Annotated in this window: 16 protein-coding genes; 8 read left to right on the plus strand and 8 right to left on the minus strand. The window is 57.2% G+C overall.

Features of this window, described 5'->3' with window-relative positions; genetic code table 11:
• Positions 1-4 precede the first annotated feature (4 nt).
• The 7 genes from phnE (ACIQT8_RS15965) to ACIQT8_RS15995 all read left to right on the plus strand — a co-directional run bounded on the left by phnE (ACIQT8_RS15965) (position 5) and on the right by ACIQT8_RS15995 (position 6,627).
• Entirely contained in the window at positions 5-991 is a 987-nt protein-coding gene (gene phnE / locus ACIQT8_RS15965) for a phosphonate ABC transporter, permease protein PhnE (protein ID WP_262526210.1), read from the plus strand.
• Positions 991-2,340 (plus strand): phosphonate ABC transporter, permease protein PhnE, encoded by a 1,350-nt coding sequence (gene phnE, locus ACIQT8_RS15970; RefSeq protein WP_400966978.1) that lies wholly within the window; start codon positions 991-993, stop codon positions 2,338-2,340. The genes phnE (ACIQT8_RS15965) and phnE (ACIQT8_RS15970) overlap by 1 nt, the downstream gene beginning before the upstream one ends.
• Before the next feature lie 127 nt (positions 2,341-2,467).
• The gene (locus ACIQT8_RS15975) at positions 2,468-3,166 is read left to right on the plus strand and encodes a DUF1045 domain-containing protein (protein ID WP_400966981.1); all 699 of its coding nucleotides are present in this window, start codon (positions 2,468-2,470) and stop codon (positions 3,164-3,166) included.
• Complete coding sequence (locus ACIQT8_RS15980; protein ID WP_138794224.1) at positions 3,163-4,299, plus strand: alpha-D-ribose 1-methylphosphonate 5-triphosphate diphosphatase; 1,137 nt, start codon at positions 3,163-3,165, stop codon at positions 4,297-4,299. The genes ACIQT8_RS15975 and ACIQT8_RS15980 overlap by 4 nt, the downstream gene beginning before the upstream one ends.
• Positions 4,299-4,928: a phosphonate metabolism protein/1,5-bisphosphokinase (PRPP-forming) PhnN gene (gene phnN, locus ACIQT8_RS15985; RefSeq protein ID WP_400967193.1), complete on the plus strand. Its 630-nt coding sequence runs from the start codon at positions 4,299-4,301 to the stop codon at positions 4,926-4,928. Before ACIQT8_RS15980 ends, phnN begins: the two co-directional genes overlap by 1 nt.
• Before the next feature lie 56 nt (positions 4,929-4,984).
• Positions 4,985-6,025 carry a helix-turn-helix domain-containing protein gene (locus tag ACIQT8_RS15990; RefSeq protein WP_400966984.1) on the plus strand — a complete coding sequence of 347 codons (1,041 nt, stop codon included), beginning with the start codon at positions 4,985-4,987 and terminating at the stop codon, positions 6,023-6,025.
• 356 nt (positions 6,026-6,381) lie between these two features.
• Positions 6,382-6,627 (plus strand): transcriptional regulator, encoded by a 246-nt coding sequence (locus ACIQT8_RS15995; RefSeq protein WP_400966987.1) that lies wholly within the window; start codon positions 6,382-6,384, stop codon positions 6,625-6,627.
• Positions 6,628-6,918: 291 nt separating this feature from the next.
• Here the strand turns inward: ACIQT8_RS15995 and ACIQT8_RS16000 are convergent, their stop codons facing one another.
• From ACIQT8_RS16000 to ACIQT8_RS16035, 8 genes are all read right to left on the minus strand, one after another.
• Entirely contained in the window at positions 6,919-7,908 is a 990-nt protein-coding gene (locus ACIQT8_RS16000; protein ID WP_400966990.1) for an Ldh family oxidoreductase, read from the minus strand.
• Positions 7,909-8,046: 138 nt separating this feature from the next.
• Positions 8,047-8,979, minus strand: a complete 933-nt coding sequence (locus ACIQT8_RS16005) for a cell envelope integrity protein TolA (RefSeq protein WP_400966992.1) — start codon at positions 8,977-8,979, stop codon at positions 8,047-8,049.
• Positions 8,976-9,461, minus strand: a complete 486-nt coding sequence (gene exbD, locus ACIQT8_RS16010; RefSeq protein ID WP_138794219.1) for a TonB system transport protein ExbD — start codon at positions 9,459-9,461, stop codon at positions 8,976-8,978. The genes ACIQT8_RS16005 and exbD overlap by 4 nt, the downstream gene beginning before the upstream one ends.
• Positions 9,462-9,467: 6 nt before the next feature.
• Positions 9,468-10,637 (minus strand): tonB-system energizer ExbB, encoded by a 1,170-nt coding sequence (exbB, locus tag ACIQT8_RS16015; RefSeq protein ID WP_400966995.1) that lies wholly within the window; start codon positions 10,635-10,637, stop codon positions 9,468-9,470.
• 192 nt (positions 10,638-10,829) lie between these two features.
• The gene (hutC, locus tag ACIQT8_RS16020; protein WP_400967196.1) at positions 10,830-11,567 is read right to left on the minus strand and encodes a histidine utilization repressor; all 738 of its coding nucleotides are present in this window, start codon (positions 11,565-11,567) and stop codon (positions 10,830-10,832) included.
• A 34-nt stretch (positions 11,568-11,601) separates the two neighbouring features.
• Positions 11,602-12,387, minus strand: coding sequence for an ABC transporter ATP-binding protein (locus ACIQT8_RS16025; protein ID WP_400966998.1), 786 nt, complete (start codon positions 12,385-12,387; stop codon positions 11,602-11,604).
• Positions 12,387-13,160 carry an ABC transporter permease gene (locus ACIQT8_RS16030; protein ID WP_400967001.1) on the minus strand — a complete coding sequence of 258 codons (774 nt, stop codon included), beginning with the start codon at positions 13,158-13,160 and terminating at the stop codon, positions 12,387-12,389. Before ACIQT8_RS16030 ends, ACIQT8_RS16025 begins: the two co-directional genes overlap by 1 nt.
• Before the next feature lie 62 nt (positions 13,161-13,222).
• Complete coding sequence (locus ACIQT8_RS16035; protein WP_400967004.1) at positions 13,223-14,164, minus strand: ABC transporter substrate-binding protein; 942 nt, start codon at positions 14,162-14,164, stop codon at positions 13,223-13,225.
• 229 nt (positions 14,165-14,393) lie between these two features.
• On the opposite strand from ACIQT8_RS16035, the gene ACIQT8_RS16040 reads away from it, so the two are divergent.
• Complete coding sequence (locus ACIQT8_RS16040) at positions 14,394-15,104, plus strand: YoaK family protein (protein WP_138794214.1); 711 nt, start codon at positions 14,394-14,396, stop codon at positions 15,102-15,104.
• Positions 15,105-15,113 lie beyond the last annotated feature (9 nt).

Consider the following 15,113-nt stretch of genomic DNA (forward strand, 5'->3'; position numbering starts at 1 on the left):
CGGTATGGCGACGACCCTGCAACATGGCGACCTGCAAAACGGGGGATTGAGCGCATCGTCCGCCACCGTGATGCGACATTATCAGCGGCAACTTGCCACCCGACGCATCTATACCATCATCTCTCTGGTGGTGTTTCTGATCATTCTCGGCGCATCCCTCAACTTTGCCAATGACGCCAATTCGGGCAAGTTTTTCGAACGCCTGCCTTACTTCTTCGATTTCATGAAGACCTTCGTGCCGGACAGTCCGCTTGAAGTCTTTCGCGCCATGTTCGACCTGCCATCCCCTTATGCGGATGGATCGCTGAAATACGATTATACGGCGGATCGCGTCTATATCAGCGGCAGCTTCTACATTCCGCATTTCATCTACCAACTTATCATCACGCTCAATATTGCGCTGGTTTCAACCATCATCGGCACGGCTTTCGCTTTCGTGCTCTGCTTTTTTGCCTCCACCAATCTCGTCGGCGCGGGCCTGGTGCGTTGGGTGGTGCGCCGGACAATGGAAATCCTTCGTGCCTTCCCCGAAATCGTCATCGCGGGGCTGCTCACCGCCATCCTTTCGATCGGCCCTATTGCCGCGATCATCGCCATTTCCGTTCACACGATCGGCGCGCTCGGCAAGCTGTTCTTCGAGGTGGTCGAGAACGCCGACATGAAGCCGGATGAGGGATTGCGTGCGGCTGGCGCCAACTGGCTGGAGCGCGTTCGTTTCGCGATTGTGCCACAGGTGCTGCCCAACTTCGTTTCCTATGCGCTGCTGCGCGCCGAAATCAACGTGCGTGCTTCCACCATCATCGGCGCTGTCGGTGGCGGCGGTATCGGCGAGGTCTTTCGTCTTGCCATCGGCCGCGATCATGCCGCCAAGACCTATGCCATCATCCTTCTTCTGCTTGTGACGATCATTGCCGTGGATCAGTTTTCCGCCTGGCTTCGCCGCAGACTGATCGGACATCAATCCTTTGAATTCGGACGGGGAGCTGCCTGATGTCGTCCAGTTTCGTTCTCAACGCTGGCGAACGCGAGCGACTGACCTCTGCCCATCCGGAAGTTTTCAAGCGCAGCTTCATGCAACGCTACGGTCTTCTGACCGGTATAACCGTCGTCTTCGCCTATCTCGTCGCCTGCTTTTTCTTTTTCAATGTCGGCCCCACCTTCATGCAGGGTCGCTGGGACCGCGCCTCTACCTATATCCAGGACTGGTATTCGTGGCGGGCGCAGCCGCGCCTGCGTTTCGACGATGGCAAGGTGGTGCCGCAATGGTCGAGCCGTGGGCAGTACCCCGCCGATGCGAACATTAGCTGGCTGCAGCCGATGGCCAACGGTGGCTATAGCGTGAGCTATGGTGGAGAGAACAACCGCCTCGATATCACGCCAACACAGGTCGATGTCTTCATCGATGGCAAAAGCTATCCGGTGTCCATCAATGACGATACGGCCCAGGTACCTTCGGATGCTCCCGCCGCAATCCAGCAGGACGGCAGCAAGGTCATCGTCCACTACGGCTTTGCCGGGCAGGCAGAAATTCGCACCAGCCAGGTTTACGTCCAGCGCCGGTTCCTCGGTTGGGCCAACTTCTGGTTCGACACACGCTCGGAGTTCTGGGGCAAGGGCTATGGCGAACTGGCTGCTCTGGCTCTCTGGGGCGAAAGACTTGATCCGGCGCGCTCTAACATCAGCCATATGGTCGATGATTTTCTTGAAAACGGCGTCTGGCAGCATGCGGATATTCTGTCGAAACTGATGCAGACATTGGTCATGGCCTTTGTCGGCACTCTGTTCGGCACGGTCGTTGCCCTGCCGCTGGCTTTCATTGCCGCGCGAAACATCACCGCCAACAAGGCGGCAAACTGGGGCATGAAGCGGCTGTTCGATTTCCTGCGTTCGATCGACATGCTGATCTGGGCGTTGTTCTTTACACGCAGCTTTGGCCCTGGACCAATCCCCGGGATCGCGGCGATCTTCTTCACCGACACCGGTGCGCTCGGAAAGGTCTATGCGGAAGCGCTGGAAAACGTCGACGACAAACAGCGCGAAGGCGTCAAATCCGTTGGCGCATCGCCGCTCACCGTCAATCGCTTTGGCGTGTTGCCACAAGTTCTGCCGGTGTTCATTTCCCAGTCGCTGTATTTCTGGGAAAGCAACACGCGCTCAGCAACGATTATCGGTGCGGTTGGCGCGGGTGGTATCGGTCTGAAACTTCTTGAGGCCATGGGGACGAACGCCGACTGGGACAAGGTTGCCTATATGGTCTTGCTCATCCTGATGGTGGTTTTCGTGTTCGATAATATCTCGAATGCACTGCGGTCCAGACTGATCGGAAAACAGCACCACTGACGGCGATTTTTGTCGCCTTCATCATCATTCTGTCATGGAAACAATTTACCCCGCATTCCTGACCTTGCGGGGAGCGGGCGAGTCACGCCAAATAGCTTTTCGCTCCCGGTTTCCATGACATTGAAGAGTGCTGAACGTGCGTTACGCCATCTATTTTTCCCCGGCTAAAGATCATCCGTTGACTGAAACGGCGTCGCGCTGGCTGGGACGCGATGCGTTCTCCGGGACGTTGCATGACGACCATAGCGCCTTTGCCGACGTGACGGCGGAACCGCGACGCTATGGCTTCCACGCTACCTTGAAAGCTCCGTTCGAGCTGTCGGAAAAATACAGCGAGGCTGACCTCCTCGCTGCGTTTGACGACTTTGCCGCGAACCAGTCGACCTTCGACATCCCCCGTGTGGTGGTCGACGCGCTCGGACCGTTTTTCGCGCTTGTTCCCGACCGCACCTACCAACCGCTGCAGGACTTCGCCGCCGAGATCGTCGATCATTTCGACAGGTTCCGTGCTCCGCTTTCCGAAAGCGATATCGCACGCCGTCGGCCACAGAGCCTGACGGAAAGCCAGCGGCAAAATCTTTCGCTGTGGGGTTATCCCTATGTCATGGACGATTTCCGTTTTCACATGACGCTGACTGGTCGTGTCGATGACAGCGAGACAACGGGCCTGCGCGATATCCTCACCAGCGAGTTCTCCGAATTTACAGACCGTCCGCTCAGCGTTTCCGGCATTGCCCTGTTTGCCGAAGAAACCCGCGGCGCTCCTTTTGCCGTCCATCGCTGGTTGCCGCTCGGCCATCAGCCAAAGAAAGATGCCACGCCATGACCGAACACGTTCTTTCCAACGCCCGAATCGTCCTGGAGGACGATGTTGTCTCGGGTTCCGTTCTCATCCGCGACGGGAAGATTGCGGATATCAGCGAGGGGCCATCGGCCCACGGTGAAGATTTTGGCGGTGACTTTCTGATCCCGGGACTGGTCGAGTTGCACACGGACCATCTGGAACAACATTATTCGCCGCGCCCTGGCGTAACCTGGGACAAGATCGCCGCCATTCAGGCCCATGATGCACAGGTCGCATCGTCTGGTATCACCACGGTTTTCGACTGCCTGCGGCTTGGCTCTGATGAAGACGGCGGTTTTAAAAAGGGCGAAATGCGCGAAATGGCCGATGCCATCGCAGCGGCGTCCGACCAGAACCGTCTGCGCGCCGATCACCTTCTGCACCTGCGCTGTGAAGTCGCCTCTTCCGACGTCCTTGACCATTTCGAGGATTTCGAGACAGACCCGCGCGTGCGATTGATCTCGCTGATGGATCATTCTCCGGGACAGCGCCAGTTCCAGTCGATGGAGCAGTACAGCTTCTATTATCAAAAGAAGCGCGGACTGAGCGATGATGCGTTCGCCGAATTCGTCAAGCGACGTGTTGCTGCCTCTGCCGCCTATTCTGCCAAGCATCGCGACTATCTGGCGGCAAACTGTGCGGAACGTGGCATAACCGTTGCCAGCCACGACGATGCGACTGAAGCACATGTCGGCGAAGCGATCGGGCACGGCGTAAAGCTTGCAGAATTTCCCACCAGCGTCGAAGCCGCACGTGCATCCCACAGCGCCGGCATGAGCGTCTTGATGGGCGCGCCCAATATCGTTCGCGGCAAGTCCCATTCCGGTAATATCGCTGCCCGCGATCTCGCGGAGCTTGGCGTTCTGGACGTTCTGTCGTCCGACTACGTGCCGTTCAGCCTGCTCTATGCGCCATTCCTGCTTGCCGATCAGGTGGAAGGCATCACCTTGCCGCAAGCCCTGGCGATGGTGACAGCGACGCCAGCCCGGACGGTTGGTCTCGATGATCGCGGCCGCATCAAGACCGGCCTGCGGGCAGACCTCGTCAGAGTTCATCGCGAACACGGCGTTCCGGTCGTTCGTTCCGTTTGGCGCCAAGGCAGACGTGTCGCATGATGGAGGCAGATCGTAGCGCGCGAACTCAGCATTCTGCATCCGGCGTCATGATCGTGGTTGTCGGTCCAAGCGGTGCCGGCAAAGACACGCTGATGGACTATGCCGCAAGACACCTTGCGGACAAGCCATGCTTCCATTTCACAAGACGCGTGATTACACGCAGCGGAGACGCAGGCGGCGAAAGCCACGACTCCGTTTCCACCGAGGAATTCGATCAGCGCCAGCAGCAGGGCGCTTTTGCCGTCTACTGGCAGGCGCATGGATTGAAATACGGGATACCAGCAAGTGTCTACGATCATCTCGATGCGGGGAACGTGGTGATCGCCAATGGCTCCCGGTCCGCTTTGCCGCAATTCCAGACGGTTTTTCCCAAGCTCAAAGTGGTCAATGTCGTTGCAAGGCCGGATGTTCTGGCGAAACGGCTTGAGTTGCGTGGACGCGAAACCAAGGAGGATATCCTCAAGCGGCTGGAACGCAGCACACTCAGTGTGCTCGGCGATTTCGACGTCACGACAGTGGACAATAGCGGCTCAATCGATGAGGCCGGTCAAACCATCATCACCGTCCTGAAGCAAAGCTATTCGACTTGTATGCGTGAAACTTTGCGCAGCACAGCGCTCGACAAATAATTGTTCCCGGCTTAGCATCTGACGACAAATACTCAACATTATGCGCCAGACGACCGATGCCGGGAAAACATCTCAACGACGACATAACGGTCGTGGCCGGTCTCGCTGCCGGTGTGAGCGGTTATGCGCGATCGCGCGGTATTGATATCGTCCCCATCTGCGGGGCTCTGGGCATCGATTCCAACCAATTCGGTAGTCTGACCGAACGCATAAGTCTCGACAAGCTTTGCCGTCTTCTGGAAACCTGTGCGGTGATTTCCGCTGACGACGCCTTTGGCCTGCAATGTGCGTCTGTGTTTCCGGCCGGGGCTTCAGGGGCTTTCGGGTATGGCCTGATGAGTGCTCCAGACGTGCGGTCGTTTCTGCAATTTCTTCAAGATCACGTTTATTACGCAACCAATACCAGCCATTTCACGATGACGATGGATGAGCACCACACGTCGTTGTCATGGACGTTTGCCCCTGTTATTGCCAGACGTGACCAATATGTGGATCTGGCGTTAGGTATTCTTTTTGAGCGGCTGCGCGATATTCTGGCTGAGCGGATCAACCAGATTGAAATTGGCCTGGAACGGCCAAAACCGCAGAATATCCAACTGTTTAAAGATCGGCTGACGCGGCGGATAGGCTTTTCACAAGCGATCAACACGCTGCGTGTGCCAGCCGCATTGCTCGATATTGCCAATCCTCATGCCGATACTCGCCTGTTCGAGTTGATGAACTTGCAATGCCGAATGCTGCGGCCCGAAACATCGGTGGAAGCCACCCAGTTTATCGATCAGGTGAAACGCTACCTGCAAATGCGGCTTACCGACGCGGAACTGTCGCTGACGGAGATTGCACCCTATTTCAATCTGTCAGAACGCAGCTTTCAGCGCAGGTTGACGGAACTTGGAACCAACCTCAACGAGATCAAGGACACGATCCGAAAAGATGCCGGCTACAGACTTCTCATTGAGAGCGATCTGCCGGTTTCCGATATTGGCTACAGGCTGGGATACTCTACCCCAGGCGCCTTTTCGCGCTCTGTTTCAAGATGGTTCGGCGCAACACCGACCGAGATCCGTAAGAGATATACATATCATTCCGCCGAATAAGGCGGTATTTTCGCAATTATATTTCCGATCAAAGAAGAAAACATCACCAAAAAATCCCGGAAAAACTCGAAGTGCCCCAAAATGTAACAACAAAACCATGACGTGTGGCATCTAAAGTTATTTCCTTCATTTTCGATATCGCTTAATAGCGGCCATCTTCCGGACCCGGCAACGGCGCCGCCTCCGGGGTTTTGACGGTGCAAACCGTTATTTTATGACCCAGGCCCAGATACAGACGAACCGACGGGAGCAGTTTCAGGCTTCTGACGACGGAGTGTTTTCTGTTGTTCGCGGGCGCAAAAGACAATGCCCGGTTCCCTTCAAAGAGCCGGTTCCCAAAAAAGAAAAGAACGAACATGTCTTCGCAAGTGCAGCATGGATACGATCATCCGTCCGAGATCGTCCTTTCCGATATGGAGCGAGAATATCTTGGGTTGATCGCTCAGGGACAGCATCCCTCCCGAATAGCGGCCACTACAGGACATGACGAAAAAGACATCAGGGATGTTTTGGACGGCGCACGCGCAAAGCTTGGCGCCGCCAACCTTCTCAATGCGGTCAGTACCGCGCTGATGCGCGGCCTGATTGACCGCGATATCTGACGTTCGCGCAATTCGTCCCCTTTGCGTGAACGTGAAAACTGCTTGATGACTTGATGCGTCATGATCCTGTCGCCCAGAGCCACGGAAAAAGCACGGAACTGGCACTGACGCTCTCAGACAGTTTGTTTTGAGCATCAGGCGCCCATGGATCTGCGTCCAACTTTTCGGTGTTGAGCTCTGGAACGAATGGATGGCGGACCAGAAAATGACCAGGAAATGATTTCCTGTCTGCGTCGAGGCGCGAGCGGTTTAACCCGGCGGATCTTTTTGATCCGCCGGGCTTTCTTTTTTTCAAAGTGCCTGTATTTCCGCGAGGATATCGCTGTCGATCGAAATGCCGCTTTCCAGGGAATTGCGGCGTATACCCTGGCTTCTTCGTCCAGGAAGCCGGACATTCTCCTGGCTTTCAATTTCTCCGACAATCGTGGCCAACCTGTCAGTGAAAAGAGCCGTGCCGGTAGAGGATGGGTCGATTGCGATGATGGTGTGGCCAAGCGATGGGGGACTGCCCTTGTCGTCGAACAGCGAGGACGCCTCAAAAGCGAAGTTGCCGCCTGTCAGCGCTGCGGCCATGATCTCGACCATCAAGGCAAGCGCGGCGCCTTTCGCCTCTCCGGCTGGCGCCATGGTTCCGGCCATTGCCTCTTCGGCATCGGTGGTTGGACGACCGTTGCGATCGAAGGCCCAGTCGCCGGGAATGGTCTCGCCCTTTTGACGGGCCGCCATGATCTTTCCACGCGCAACCTTGGACAAGGCGAGATCGATCACCAGCGGATCGGCATCCTTGACAGGCGTAGCAAAAGCGATCGGGTTCGTCCCGTAAAGAGGTTTCGTCCCACCCCACGGTGCCATGGAAGCCGGTGCATTGGCAAACATCAGGGCTACCAGGCCCATTTCGGCAAAACGCTCCACCGTCAGCGCCATGACCCCCGCATGATGCGAGCGACCGATGACCGCCAGCGCGATGCCCTGTTGTCGTGCGATTTCCGGCAATTCGCCAACGGTCAGATCAATCGCCGGATAGGCGTAACCATAACCGGCGTCGACAGCGAGAACGCCCGGTCTTGTCCGCTCGAAGGAAGGACGCACCTTGCCATCGACTTTGCCGGACCGGGCCTGTTTTACATAGGCAGGAATGCGACGAAACCCGTGACCGCCCTGTCCAGCGGCCTCGGAGGCAACGAGTGCGCGCGCGACCGAGCGTGCATTTTCAGGCAAAACGCCGTTGCGCTCGAAGATGGAGGATACAAAATCCTCCGCCTCTGCAATGGATAGTTTCATGTGTGGGATGCCTTGTTTCTGGGAGACGACAAGACCTACACCATCAAGACAATGAGCGAAATCCATTTCGACGCGGAGACGGGCGGGGACGTCGATATTGTCGACACAAAAAAGGCCGGGAGAGCCCGGCCATTTTGCTTATCGAATGCTGATCGGCACCGTGACTGTCTTACCCGCATCCGGCGGAGGCGCCGGCACTGGCGAAGCGTTCTGAACCCATGCAGCAATCTGTTGGTCGATCGAGGAGTCACCGGTCGACTGTATGACGCTCACACCACTGATGGAGCCTCCATCATTCACGCGAAAACGCACGACCGCTGTCATCGATCCGCCTCTCAACGTACGCGGCTTACGACGTTCAATGTGCGAACGGACCCGCGCACCCCATTTTGCAGGAGAGACGTTGGAAGACGAAAACAGTCCGCCGGTATTGCGAGATGCAGCCGTTCTGTCCGACTGTTGCGCTTCGGCTTTCGCGGTTTCCCGCAGTTGCGATGCCTGCTGCGGCTTCGGACGCTCGCGCTCGACCTTTTTCTTCTCTACCGGCTCTTTCTTCTCGACCTTCTTTTCCACCGGCGGCGGCGGAGGTCGCATGACTGGCAGGGGCACCTCGACATTCTCGAGTGCCGCCATCATTTCTTCCTGCACCGGATCGATCTCTTCGACAGGTTCCGGAATCTCCTCGGGCTCGGCCACTTCTTCTTCGACCGGTTCAGGCGGTGTCACCGGCTCTGGCGGCGGGGTTTCAGCAACCGGCTCAGGTGGCGGCGGTGGGGGCTCTTCAGGAGTAACCTCTTCCACCGGCTGACTGTTGTCGGTTTTCACCTCTTCAGCGTCTTCCATGTCCTGTGCCTGGGTGGTTTCTTCGGTATTCACCGCTTCAGGAATGGCGGCCATTTCGATCATGATTGCAGCGGGCGGAGAACCGTCCGACTCCGGCTCAACGGGCTCCAGCATCAAGTAATATGCGAAACCGGCGTGGACGCCGAACATAACCAGCGCCGCGACGGTCCACAGCGCCAATTCCCCGATACGGGAATGCTTGGACTGCGGGTAACCGTTTTCGGTCATGGTGCTGTTCCCTGCGTGGTGGGCGCCGGTGGTTGAGCTGCGGCGGGAGCTTGCGAAGCGGCAGCGGCGCCCTCCAAACCAACTAGCGCGATCTTGAGGTACCCGGCGTCACGAAGAAGGTTCATGATTTCCATGAAGTGCCCGTAATCCACCGCCTTGTCGGCCCGCAGGAAGATACGCGTGTCTTTCTTGCCACCTGTCTGCTGGTCTATGGCAGCCGCCAGGGCTTCACGCGCCACAGGATCGTTACCCAGATTGAGAGACAGATCATCCTTGACGGTGAGATAAAGCGGTTCATCCGGGCGTTCGGCCGGCTTGGCGGTCGATGCAGGCAGATCAACATTCACATCCACGGTCGCCAAAGGTGCGGCAACCATGAAGATAATGAGCAGAACCAGCATGACGTCGATGAACGGCGTAACGTTGATCTCATGGTTTTCGGAGAGGTCGTCTCCGCTGTTTTCGCGAATGCCGCCAGCCATGACCGATCACCGTCCGACCAGAGATACAGCGGGCTTGCTGCTGCTGCCCGGCGGAATGCGACGGAAATCGAGATCGCGGCTGACAAGACGCTCCACGCCTGCTGCAGCATCCGCCAGCAAATGGCGATAGCCGGTGATCGAGCGGGCGAAGACGTTGTAGATAACAACAGCGGGAATAGCCGCGACCAGACCGATGGCGGTTGCGAGCAGCGCTTCTGCAATACCGGGAGCGACAACGGCAAGGTTGGTCGTCTGCGTTTCGGAAATGCTGATGAACGAATTCATGATGCCCCAGACTGTACCGAACAGACCGACAAACGGAGCGGTGGAGCCAATCGTAGCCAGAACGCCCGTTCCACGCGCCATACGGCGACCGGCATGGGTTTCGATGCGTGACAGCGCAGACGAGACGCGCTCTTTAATGCCGCCACCATCGGTATGATCAACAACGGCGTCCGAGAGGTGCATCTCGTGGCTGGCCATGCGCAGCATGAGCGCAGCAGGACCGCCTCTTTTCTCGACGGCTTCCGTTGCCTCGACAAGCGACTTGGCTTTACGGATAACCTTGAGCGTCTTGCCGGCGCGAACACGTGCGCCAGCAAGCTCGATCGACTTGGCGACCCAAACGGTCCACGTCACAAGCGAGGCAAAGGCAAGTCCGATCATCACACCCTTGACGACCCAATCGGCGGCCATGAACATGCCCCAGGGCGACAGGTTGTGCGGAATGTCTGCACGCTGTGCCGGGTCGGCAATAGGCTCCAGTACCGTCGAGTTCTCATTCGCGGCTGCAGGTGCCGTTGTCTCGCCTTGCGGCTGCGGAGCGACAGTTTCATTGGTCGTCGCGGGAGCGGACGGCGCTGGCTCACCTGGCGCAGCAGCCGGAGGCTGCGTCGCCTCAACGGGTGGCTGCGTCTGCTGTGCTGCCGGTGCTGGCGTTTGCGCCGGCGCAGGAGTTACCGGCGTAGCGGTTGGTGCCTGGTTGGCCGCAGGCGCCTGCGTGACTGGGTTCGTCTGCTGCGGGGCAGTTTCTGTCGACGTTCCGGGCACAGCCTGCGCAAAAACCGAACCAGCGTGAAGGCCGGCCAGCAACGCGATCACTGCAACTTTTGCGATGCGCCGCTCTCTGGTTGCTGTTTTGGTGAGCGCGGAGGAAGTGGAGGTCTGAACTGACATGAATTTTATCCCGGATTTCCGTCGATGAACCCATCCGAAAATTTGGCCAGTTTTTCAAAACCGGGTCATAACGGATGACGTCGTGCATGCACGATGTTCCGATAATAAACATGAGTTCTTTTGACAACTATTATATTGCCAAAAGCGCAACCGTAAACTGATCTTTACAAAAAAGTGACCACTATTGCGCTCTCAAGTCTTCTGGGACGGAGAAAACTGGGCAACTAGTGTATGCCGCTCGCCAGGATATGTGACTTGAACGTGGGTTATGTATTCCGACCCATGCCATGTACGACGCTGAATGACAAGACAGGCAGCCCCGGCCGGAATATCAAGTGCGGCGGCGCTGCGCCGGTCAATAGCGACAGCACTGATCCGATGTTCAGCCGCGCTCCAAGGCACCATTTTCAAAAGCCAGGTTCCAGGCCCTATCTCGGAAAAATCGGCAAACTCCGATTCCGGAACCGCGCCGATATTGATGACGCGCTCTTCCAGACAAAACGGAACGCCACCGGCAAAATGTGTACAGGTCAATTCGACGACAGGCGCACCGAAAGGTAACTCCATCGCCAGCCTGTCCTTCTCATCAGCAGTGCGAAGCAGGCGTTTATCCAGCCTGTAACCGTAAACCAGACCGAGCGCATGTACTTCACGCTCTATATCGTGGATTTCAAGCACGGCAGACTGCACCTGCGGCTGCTTGACGAATGTCCCGAGACGACGACGGCGCTCGATAAGCCCGCGCTGTACGAGTTCGCCCAATGCCTTGTTCACCGTCATGCGTGAACAATCATATTGGCGCGTGATCTCGTGTTCGAACGGAATGCGATGACCGGGTGGCCATTCGCCGGTCACAATCCGGCGCTCGACATCATTGCGTATGCGCTCGTGCAACGACTTTTCCTGAAGACCGGCCTTTGCGCTCACCATTCCCATGGTCTTTCCTCCAAGCCCGATGCGTCAGCTATCCATGCGCTGCCGCAGCAATGGCTTCACCGCGGATTTCCTCGGTCAGCACGGCGCGCAACTGAGAAAACTCAGGGCTTGCCTTGATGGTGTAGTGGCGTGGATGAGGCAGGTTGACCGGCGTGATGGACTTGATACGACCGGGACGCGCCGACATCGTGACGACGCGCGACGCCATGAAGACGGCCTCCTCGATGTCGTGGGTCACAAAGATGACGGTTTTCTGCTCACGCTCCCAAATGCCGAGCAGAAGTTCCTGCATCAAACCTCGTGTCTGGTTGTCGAGAGCACCGAACGGCTCGTCAAGAAGCAGGATCTTCGGGCCGTTCGCCAGCGCACGGGCAATGGCGGTGCGCTGCTGCATACCGCCCGAAAGCTGTTTAGGCCAATGGTTCTCAAACCCGCGCAAACCGACCTTGTCGATGTAGCTATCGACGATCTCCCATTTTTCCTTTTCGGCGACGCCGCGCTCCCTCAAGCCGAAAGCAACGTTCTCACGCACCGTCAACCAAGGAAAAAGCGTGTAGGACTGGAAGACCATGCCGCGATCGGCGCCTGGGCCTTTCACTTCCTGACCGGACAACAGAACCTTGCCCGTCGTGGGTCGATCCAGCCCGGCGATTATGCGCAGGAGGGTCGACTTGCCGCACCCTGACGGGCCAAGGATCGTGACAAAGTCGTTGCGGGGGATGTCCAGATCCGTCGGCTGCAGCGCAAGGGTGGGCTGACCGCCACGGACGCCGGGAAATGTGCGGCTGACGCCTTTGATGACGAGTTCACTCATCAGGCGAGCCTCCATGCAAAAAGCTTCCGGTTCAAGAACTTGAAAGCGAAATCCGAAATCAGCCCGATGATGCCAATGACGATGATGCCAAAGATAATCTGGCCCGTCGCCATCAACGCCTGGCTGTTGATAATCATGTAACCGATACCGGAGGACGCACCGATCAGTTCCGCGACGATCACGTAGGTCCAGGCCCAGCCCAGCACGAGGCGGAGAATTTCTGCAATATCGGGCGCATTTGCCGGAATGAGAACACGGCGCACCACGCCTCTATCTCTGGCACCAAGCGTATAGGCGGCCTCGACCAGATCGCGCCTTGTCCCAGAAACGGCCACGGACACCATCAGCACGATCTGGAATACCGCACCGATAAAAATCACCAGCAGTTTCTGCATCTCGCCAATCCCTGCCCATAGGATCAGAAGCGGGACGAAAGCAGAGGCAGGCAGATAGCGCGCAAAAGAAACAAACGGCTCAAGCAGGGCTTCAACCGGCTTGTAGGCTCCCATGGCGATCCCCAGCGGCACAGCCACAAGCGAGGCCATGACAAATCCACCGACGACACGCCAGACCGTCATGCCGATATCGGTCGCGAACCCCTGATCCGTCAGCAGGTATATGCCATCCTTCAGCATGGTGATCGGATCGGCAAGGAAGGTGGGGGACACAAAACCACCCAAGGTCGCGATGCCCCAGGCGAGAAAAAACAGCACGAAGAACAGGATGCCGAGGCTTATCCTCGCTCCGTTTCCGATCGGTTGAAGAGGGTGCATATTGGCGCCTAGCTAAAGACGGGCGCGGTGCTTTTCGCCACCGCGCCCTTGATGCTGATGCTTTACTTGATGAAAGACGTATCCGCGAGGGTCGAGATATCCGGCTTCGACTTGATCACGCCGATCTCCAGCAGGAGGTCTGCCGCTTTCTCCGAGAAGGTCTTGAACTCGCCTTCGAAGAATTTCTGGTTGGCGGCCTTGTCCTGCCATTCCAGGAACTTCGCCGAACCAGCGAAGGCCTCGCCGGACTGCTTTACGTCTGCCCCCATCGTCTCATAGGACTTCTGCGGATCAGCCTTGATGAGTTCAAGGGCCTCGAAATAGCTGTTGGCCAGCGCCTTGGCTGCTTCGGGGTTTTCCTTCAGGAAAGCCGGTGTGCATCCGAACGTGTCCATCACCGCCGGATAATCGAGCGTCGTGGCAATGATCTTTCCCTGATCCGGCGCAGCGCGAACAGTGGAGAGATACGGCTCATACGTCATGGCGGCATCATTCTGACCGGCGACAAAGGCCTGTGCCGCCGGACCCGGCTCAAGATTGACGACCTTGACGTCTTTCAGCGTCAGACCATTTTCCTTGAGTATCCAGGCGAGGAAGAAATAGGGAGATGTGCCTGGTGCGGATGCGGCGACAGTTTTGCCCTTGAGATCAGCGATCTTGGACACGTCGCTACGAACCACCATGCCATCGGCACCGTGCGACTTGTCCATCTGGAAGATCTGCGTGGACTTCACACCATTGGCATTCCAGGCAACCCACGTCTCAACGGTTGTTGCGGCACACTGAATATCGCCGGATGCCAATGCGAGGTGGCGGCTGGCTTGCGGTATTTTCTTGATATCGACCTTGAGCCCGTTTTTTTCAAAGATGCCCGCTGCCTTGGCAAGCGTCAGCGGCGCGAAACCTGTCCAGCCGGACATACCGATCGAGACAGATGTTTCCGCATGCGCGGCAGTGGACGAAAGCAGCACTACGGCTGCAGCAAACACCCGATTTTTCCTCATTATGAAGTCCCCTGTTGCTTTATTTTTGAGCGATATTCTTAAACGCCTTATTTGAGGCATGGTAGGGGTGGTTTTCTCACTTGTCTAGACAAAATAAATCGCACCGAGCGTTGAGATATTGTTGCCGTATCGGCACCAGACGCCCTACAAATAAGCGCCTTCATCATTTTTCTTTGCCTATTCCGCTGACCGGGCCCAACAACCCTCTTTATCGATGTCGAGCTTTTCCATGACCAGACAGAGACGCCGCAACATCATCAGAACCAGGCGTACCGGAACGGGTATTGCGCTGGTCGCCGCCATATCGTTTATCGCCGGAATGACCGACGCCGTCGGGCTTCGTATTTCCGGTGACTTCGTGTCGTTCATGACGGGCAACACAACACGGGCGGCTGTCTCAGCCGGTACCGGCGCCTATGGCCATGCTGCGAAACTGCTGCTTGCGGTTATCGCCTTCATCGCCGGCAATGCGGGCGGCATCATCATTGCGCACAGCTTCGCCCGCCGCCTGTTTGCGGTCTTGTTTGCGGTCGGCTCTCTGATCGCGATCGCCGCCTTGCTTGGCGGAGAGGACACAGCAGCCATACAGTTTTACCTGATCGTTTTTGCCATGGGCATGGTGAACGCCGCTGTCGAACACATTGAGGGCCTGCCAATCGGCCTCACCTATGTGACGGGTGCCCTTTCTCGCTTTGGCCGAGGCATTGGCCGCTTCATACTTGGCGACCGCAGCTTTGACTGGAATATCCAGATCGTGCCGTGGCTCGGTATGGTGATTGGGGCTCTCTGCGGTGCGATTCTGGGCGGAGCTCTGCAATCTGCCGCATTATGGGTTGTCACTGCGGCGATCTACGCCACGGCCGCCGCAACCCTCTTTCTTCCTCGGTCCCTTCGGGACCGTTACAATCAACGGGTAACGATCAAGCGCATGCCGTCTTGAGGACAAGAT

Source organism: Agrobacterium sp. NPDC090273 (assembly GCF_044772305.1).
Lineage (GTDB): Bacteria > Pseudomonadota > Alphaproteobacteria > Rhizobiales > Rhizobiaceae > Agrobacterium.

Excerpts from the sequence above, each read along its gene's own strand:
- phnE (WP_262526210.1), top strand. The coding sequence starts at position 5 with ATGGCGACGACCCTGCAACATGGCGACCTGCAAAACGGGGGATTGAGC.
- phnE (WP_400966978.1), top strand. The coding sequence starts at position 991 with ATGTCGTCCAGTTTCGTTCTCAACGCTGGCGAACGCGAGCGACTGACC.
- ACIQT8_RS15980 (WP_138794224.1), top strand. The coding sequence starts at position 3,163 with ATGACCGAACACGTTCTTTCCAACGCCCGAATCGTCCTGGAGGACGAT.
- phnN (WP_400967193.1), top strand. The coding sequence starts at position 4,299 with ATGGAGGCAGATCGTAGCGCGCGAACTCAGCATTCTGCATCCGGCGTC.
- ACIQT8_RS15990 (WP_400966984.1), top strand. The coding sequence starts at position 4,985 with ATGCCGGGAAAACATCTCAACGACGACATAACGGTCGTGGCCGGTCTC.
- ACIQT8_RS15995 (WP_400966987.1), top strand. The coding sequence starts at position 6,382 with ATGTCTTCGCAAGTGCAGCATGGATACGATCATCCGTCCGAGATCGTC.
- ACIQT8_RS16000 (WP_400966990.1), bottom strand. The coding sequence starts at position 7,908 with ATGAAACTATCCATTGCAGAGGCGGAGGATTTTGTATCCTCCATCTTC.
- ACIQT8_RS16005 (WP_400966992.1), bottom strand. The coding sequence starts at position 8,979 with ATGACCGAAAACGGTTACCCGCAGTCCAAGCATTCCCGTATCGGGGAA.
- exbD (WP_138794219.1), bottom strand. The coding sequence starts at position 9,461 with ATGGCTGGCGGCATTCGCGAAAACAGCGGAGACGACCTCTCCGAAAAC.
- exbB (WP_400966995.1), bottom strand. The coding sequence starts at position 10,637 with ATGTCAGTTCAGACCTCCACTTCCTCCGCGCTCACCAAAACAGCAACC.
- hutC (WP_400967196.1), bottom strand. The coding sequence starts at position 11,567 with ATGGTGAGCGCAAAGGCCGGTCTTCAGGAAAAGTCGTTGCACGAGCGC.
- ACIQT8_RS16025 (WP_400966998.1), bottom strand. The coding sequence starts at position 12,387 with ATGAGTGAACTCGTCATCAAAGGCGTCAGCCGCACATTTCCCGGCGTC.
- ACIQT8_RS16030 (WP_400967001.1), bottom strand. The coding sequence starts at position 13,160 with ATGCACCCTCTTCAACCGATCGGAAACGGAGCGAGGATAAGCCTCGGC.
- ACIQT8_RS16035 (WP_400967004.1), bottom strand. The coding sequence starts at position 14,164 with ATGAGGAAAAATCGGGTGTTTGCTGCAGCCGTAGTGCTGCTTTCGTCC.
- ACIQT8_RS16040 (WP_138794214.1), top strand. The coding sequence starts at position 14,394 with ATGACCAGACAGAGACGCCGCAACATCATCAGAACCAGGCGTACCGGA.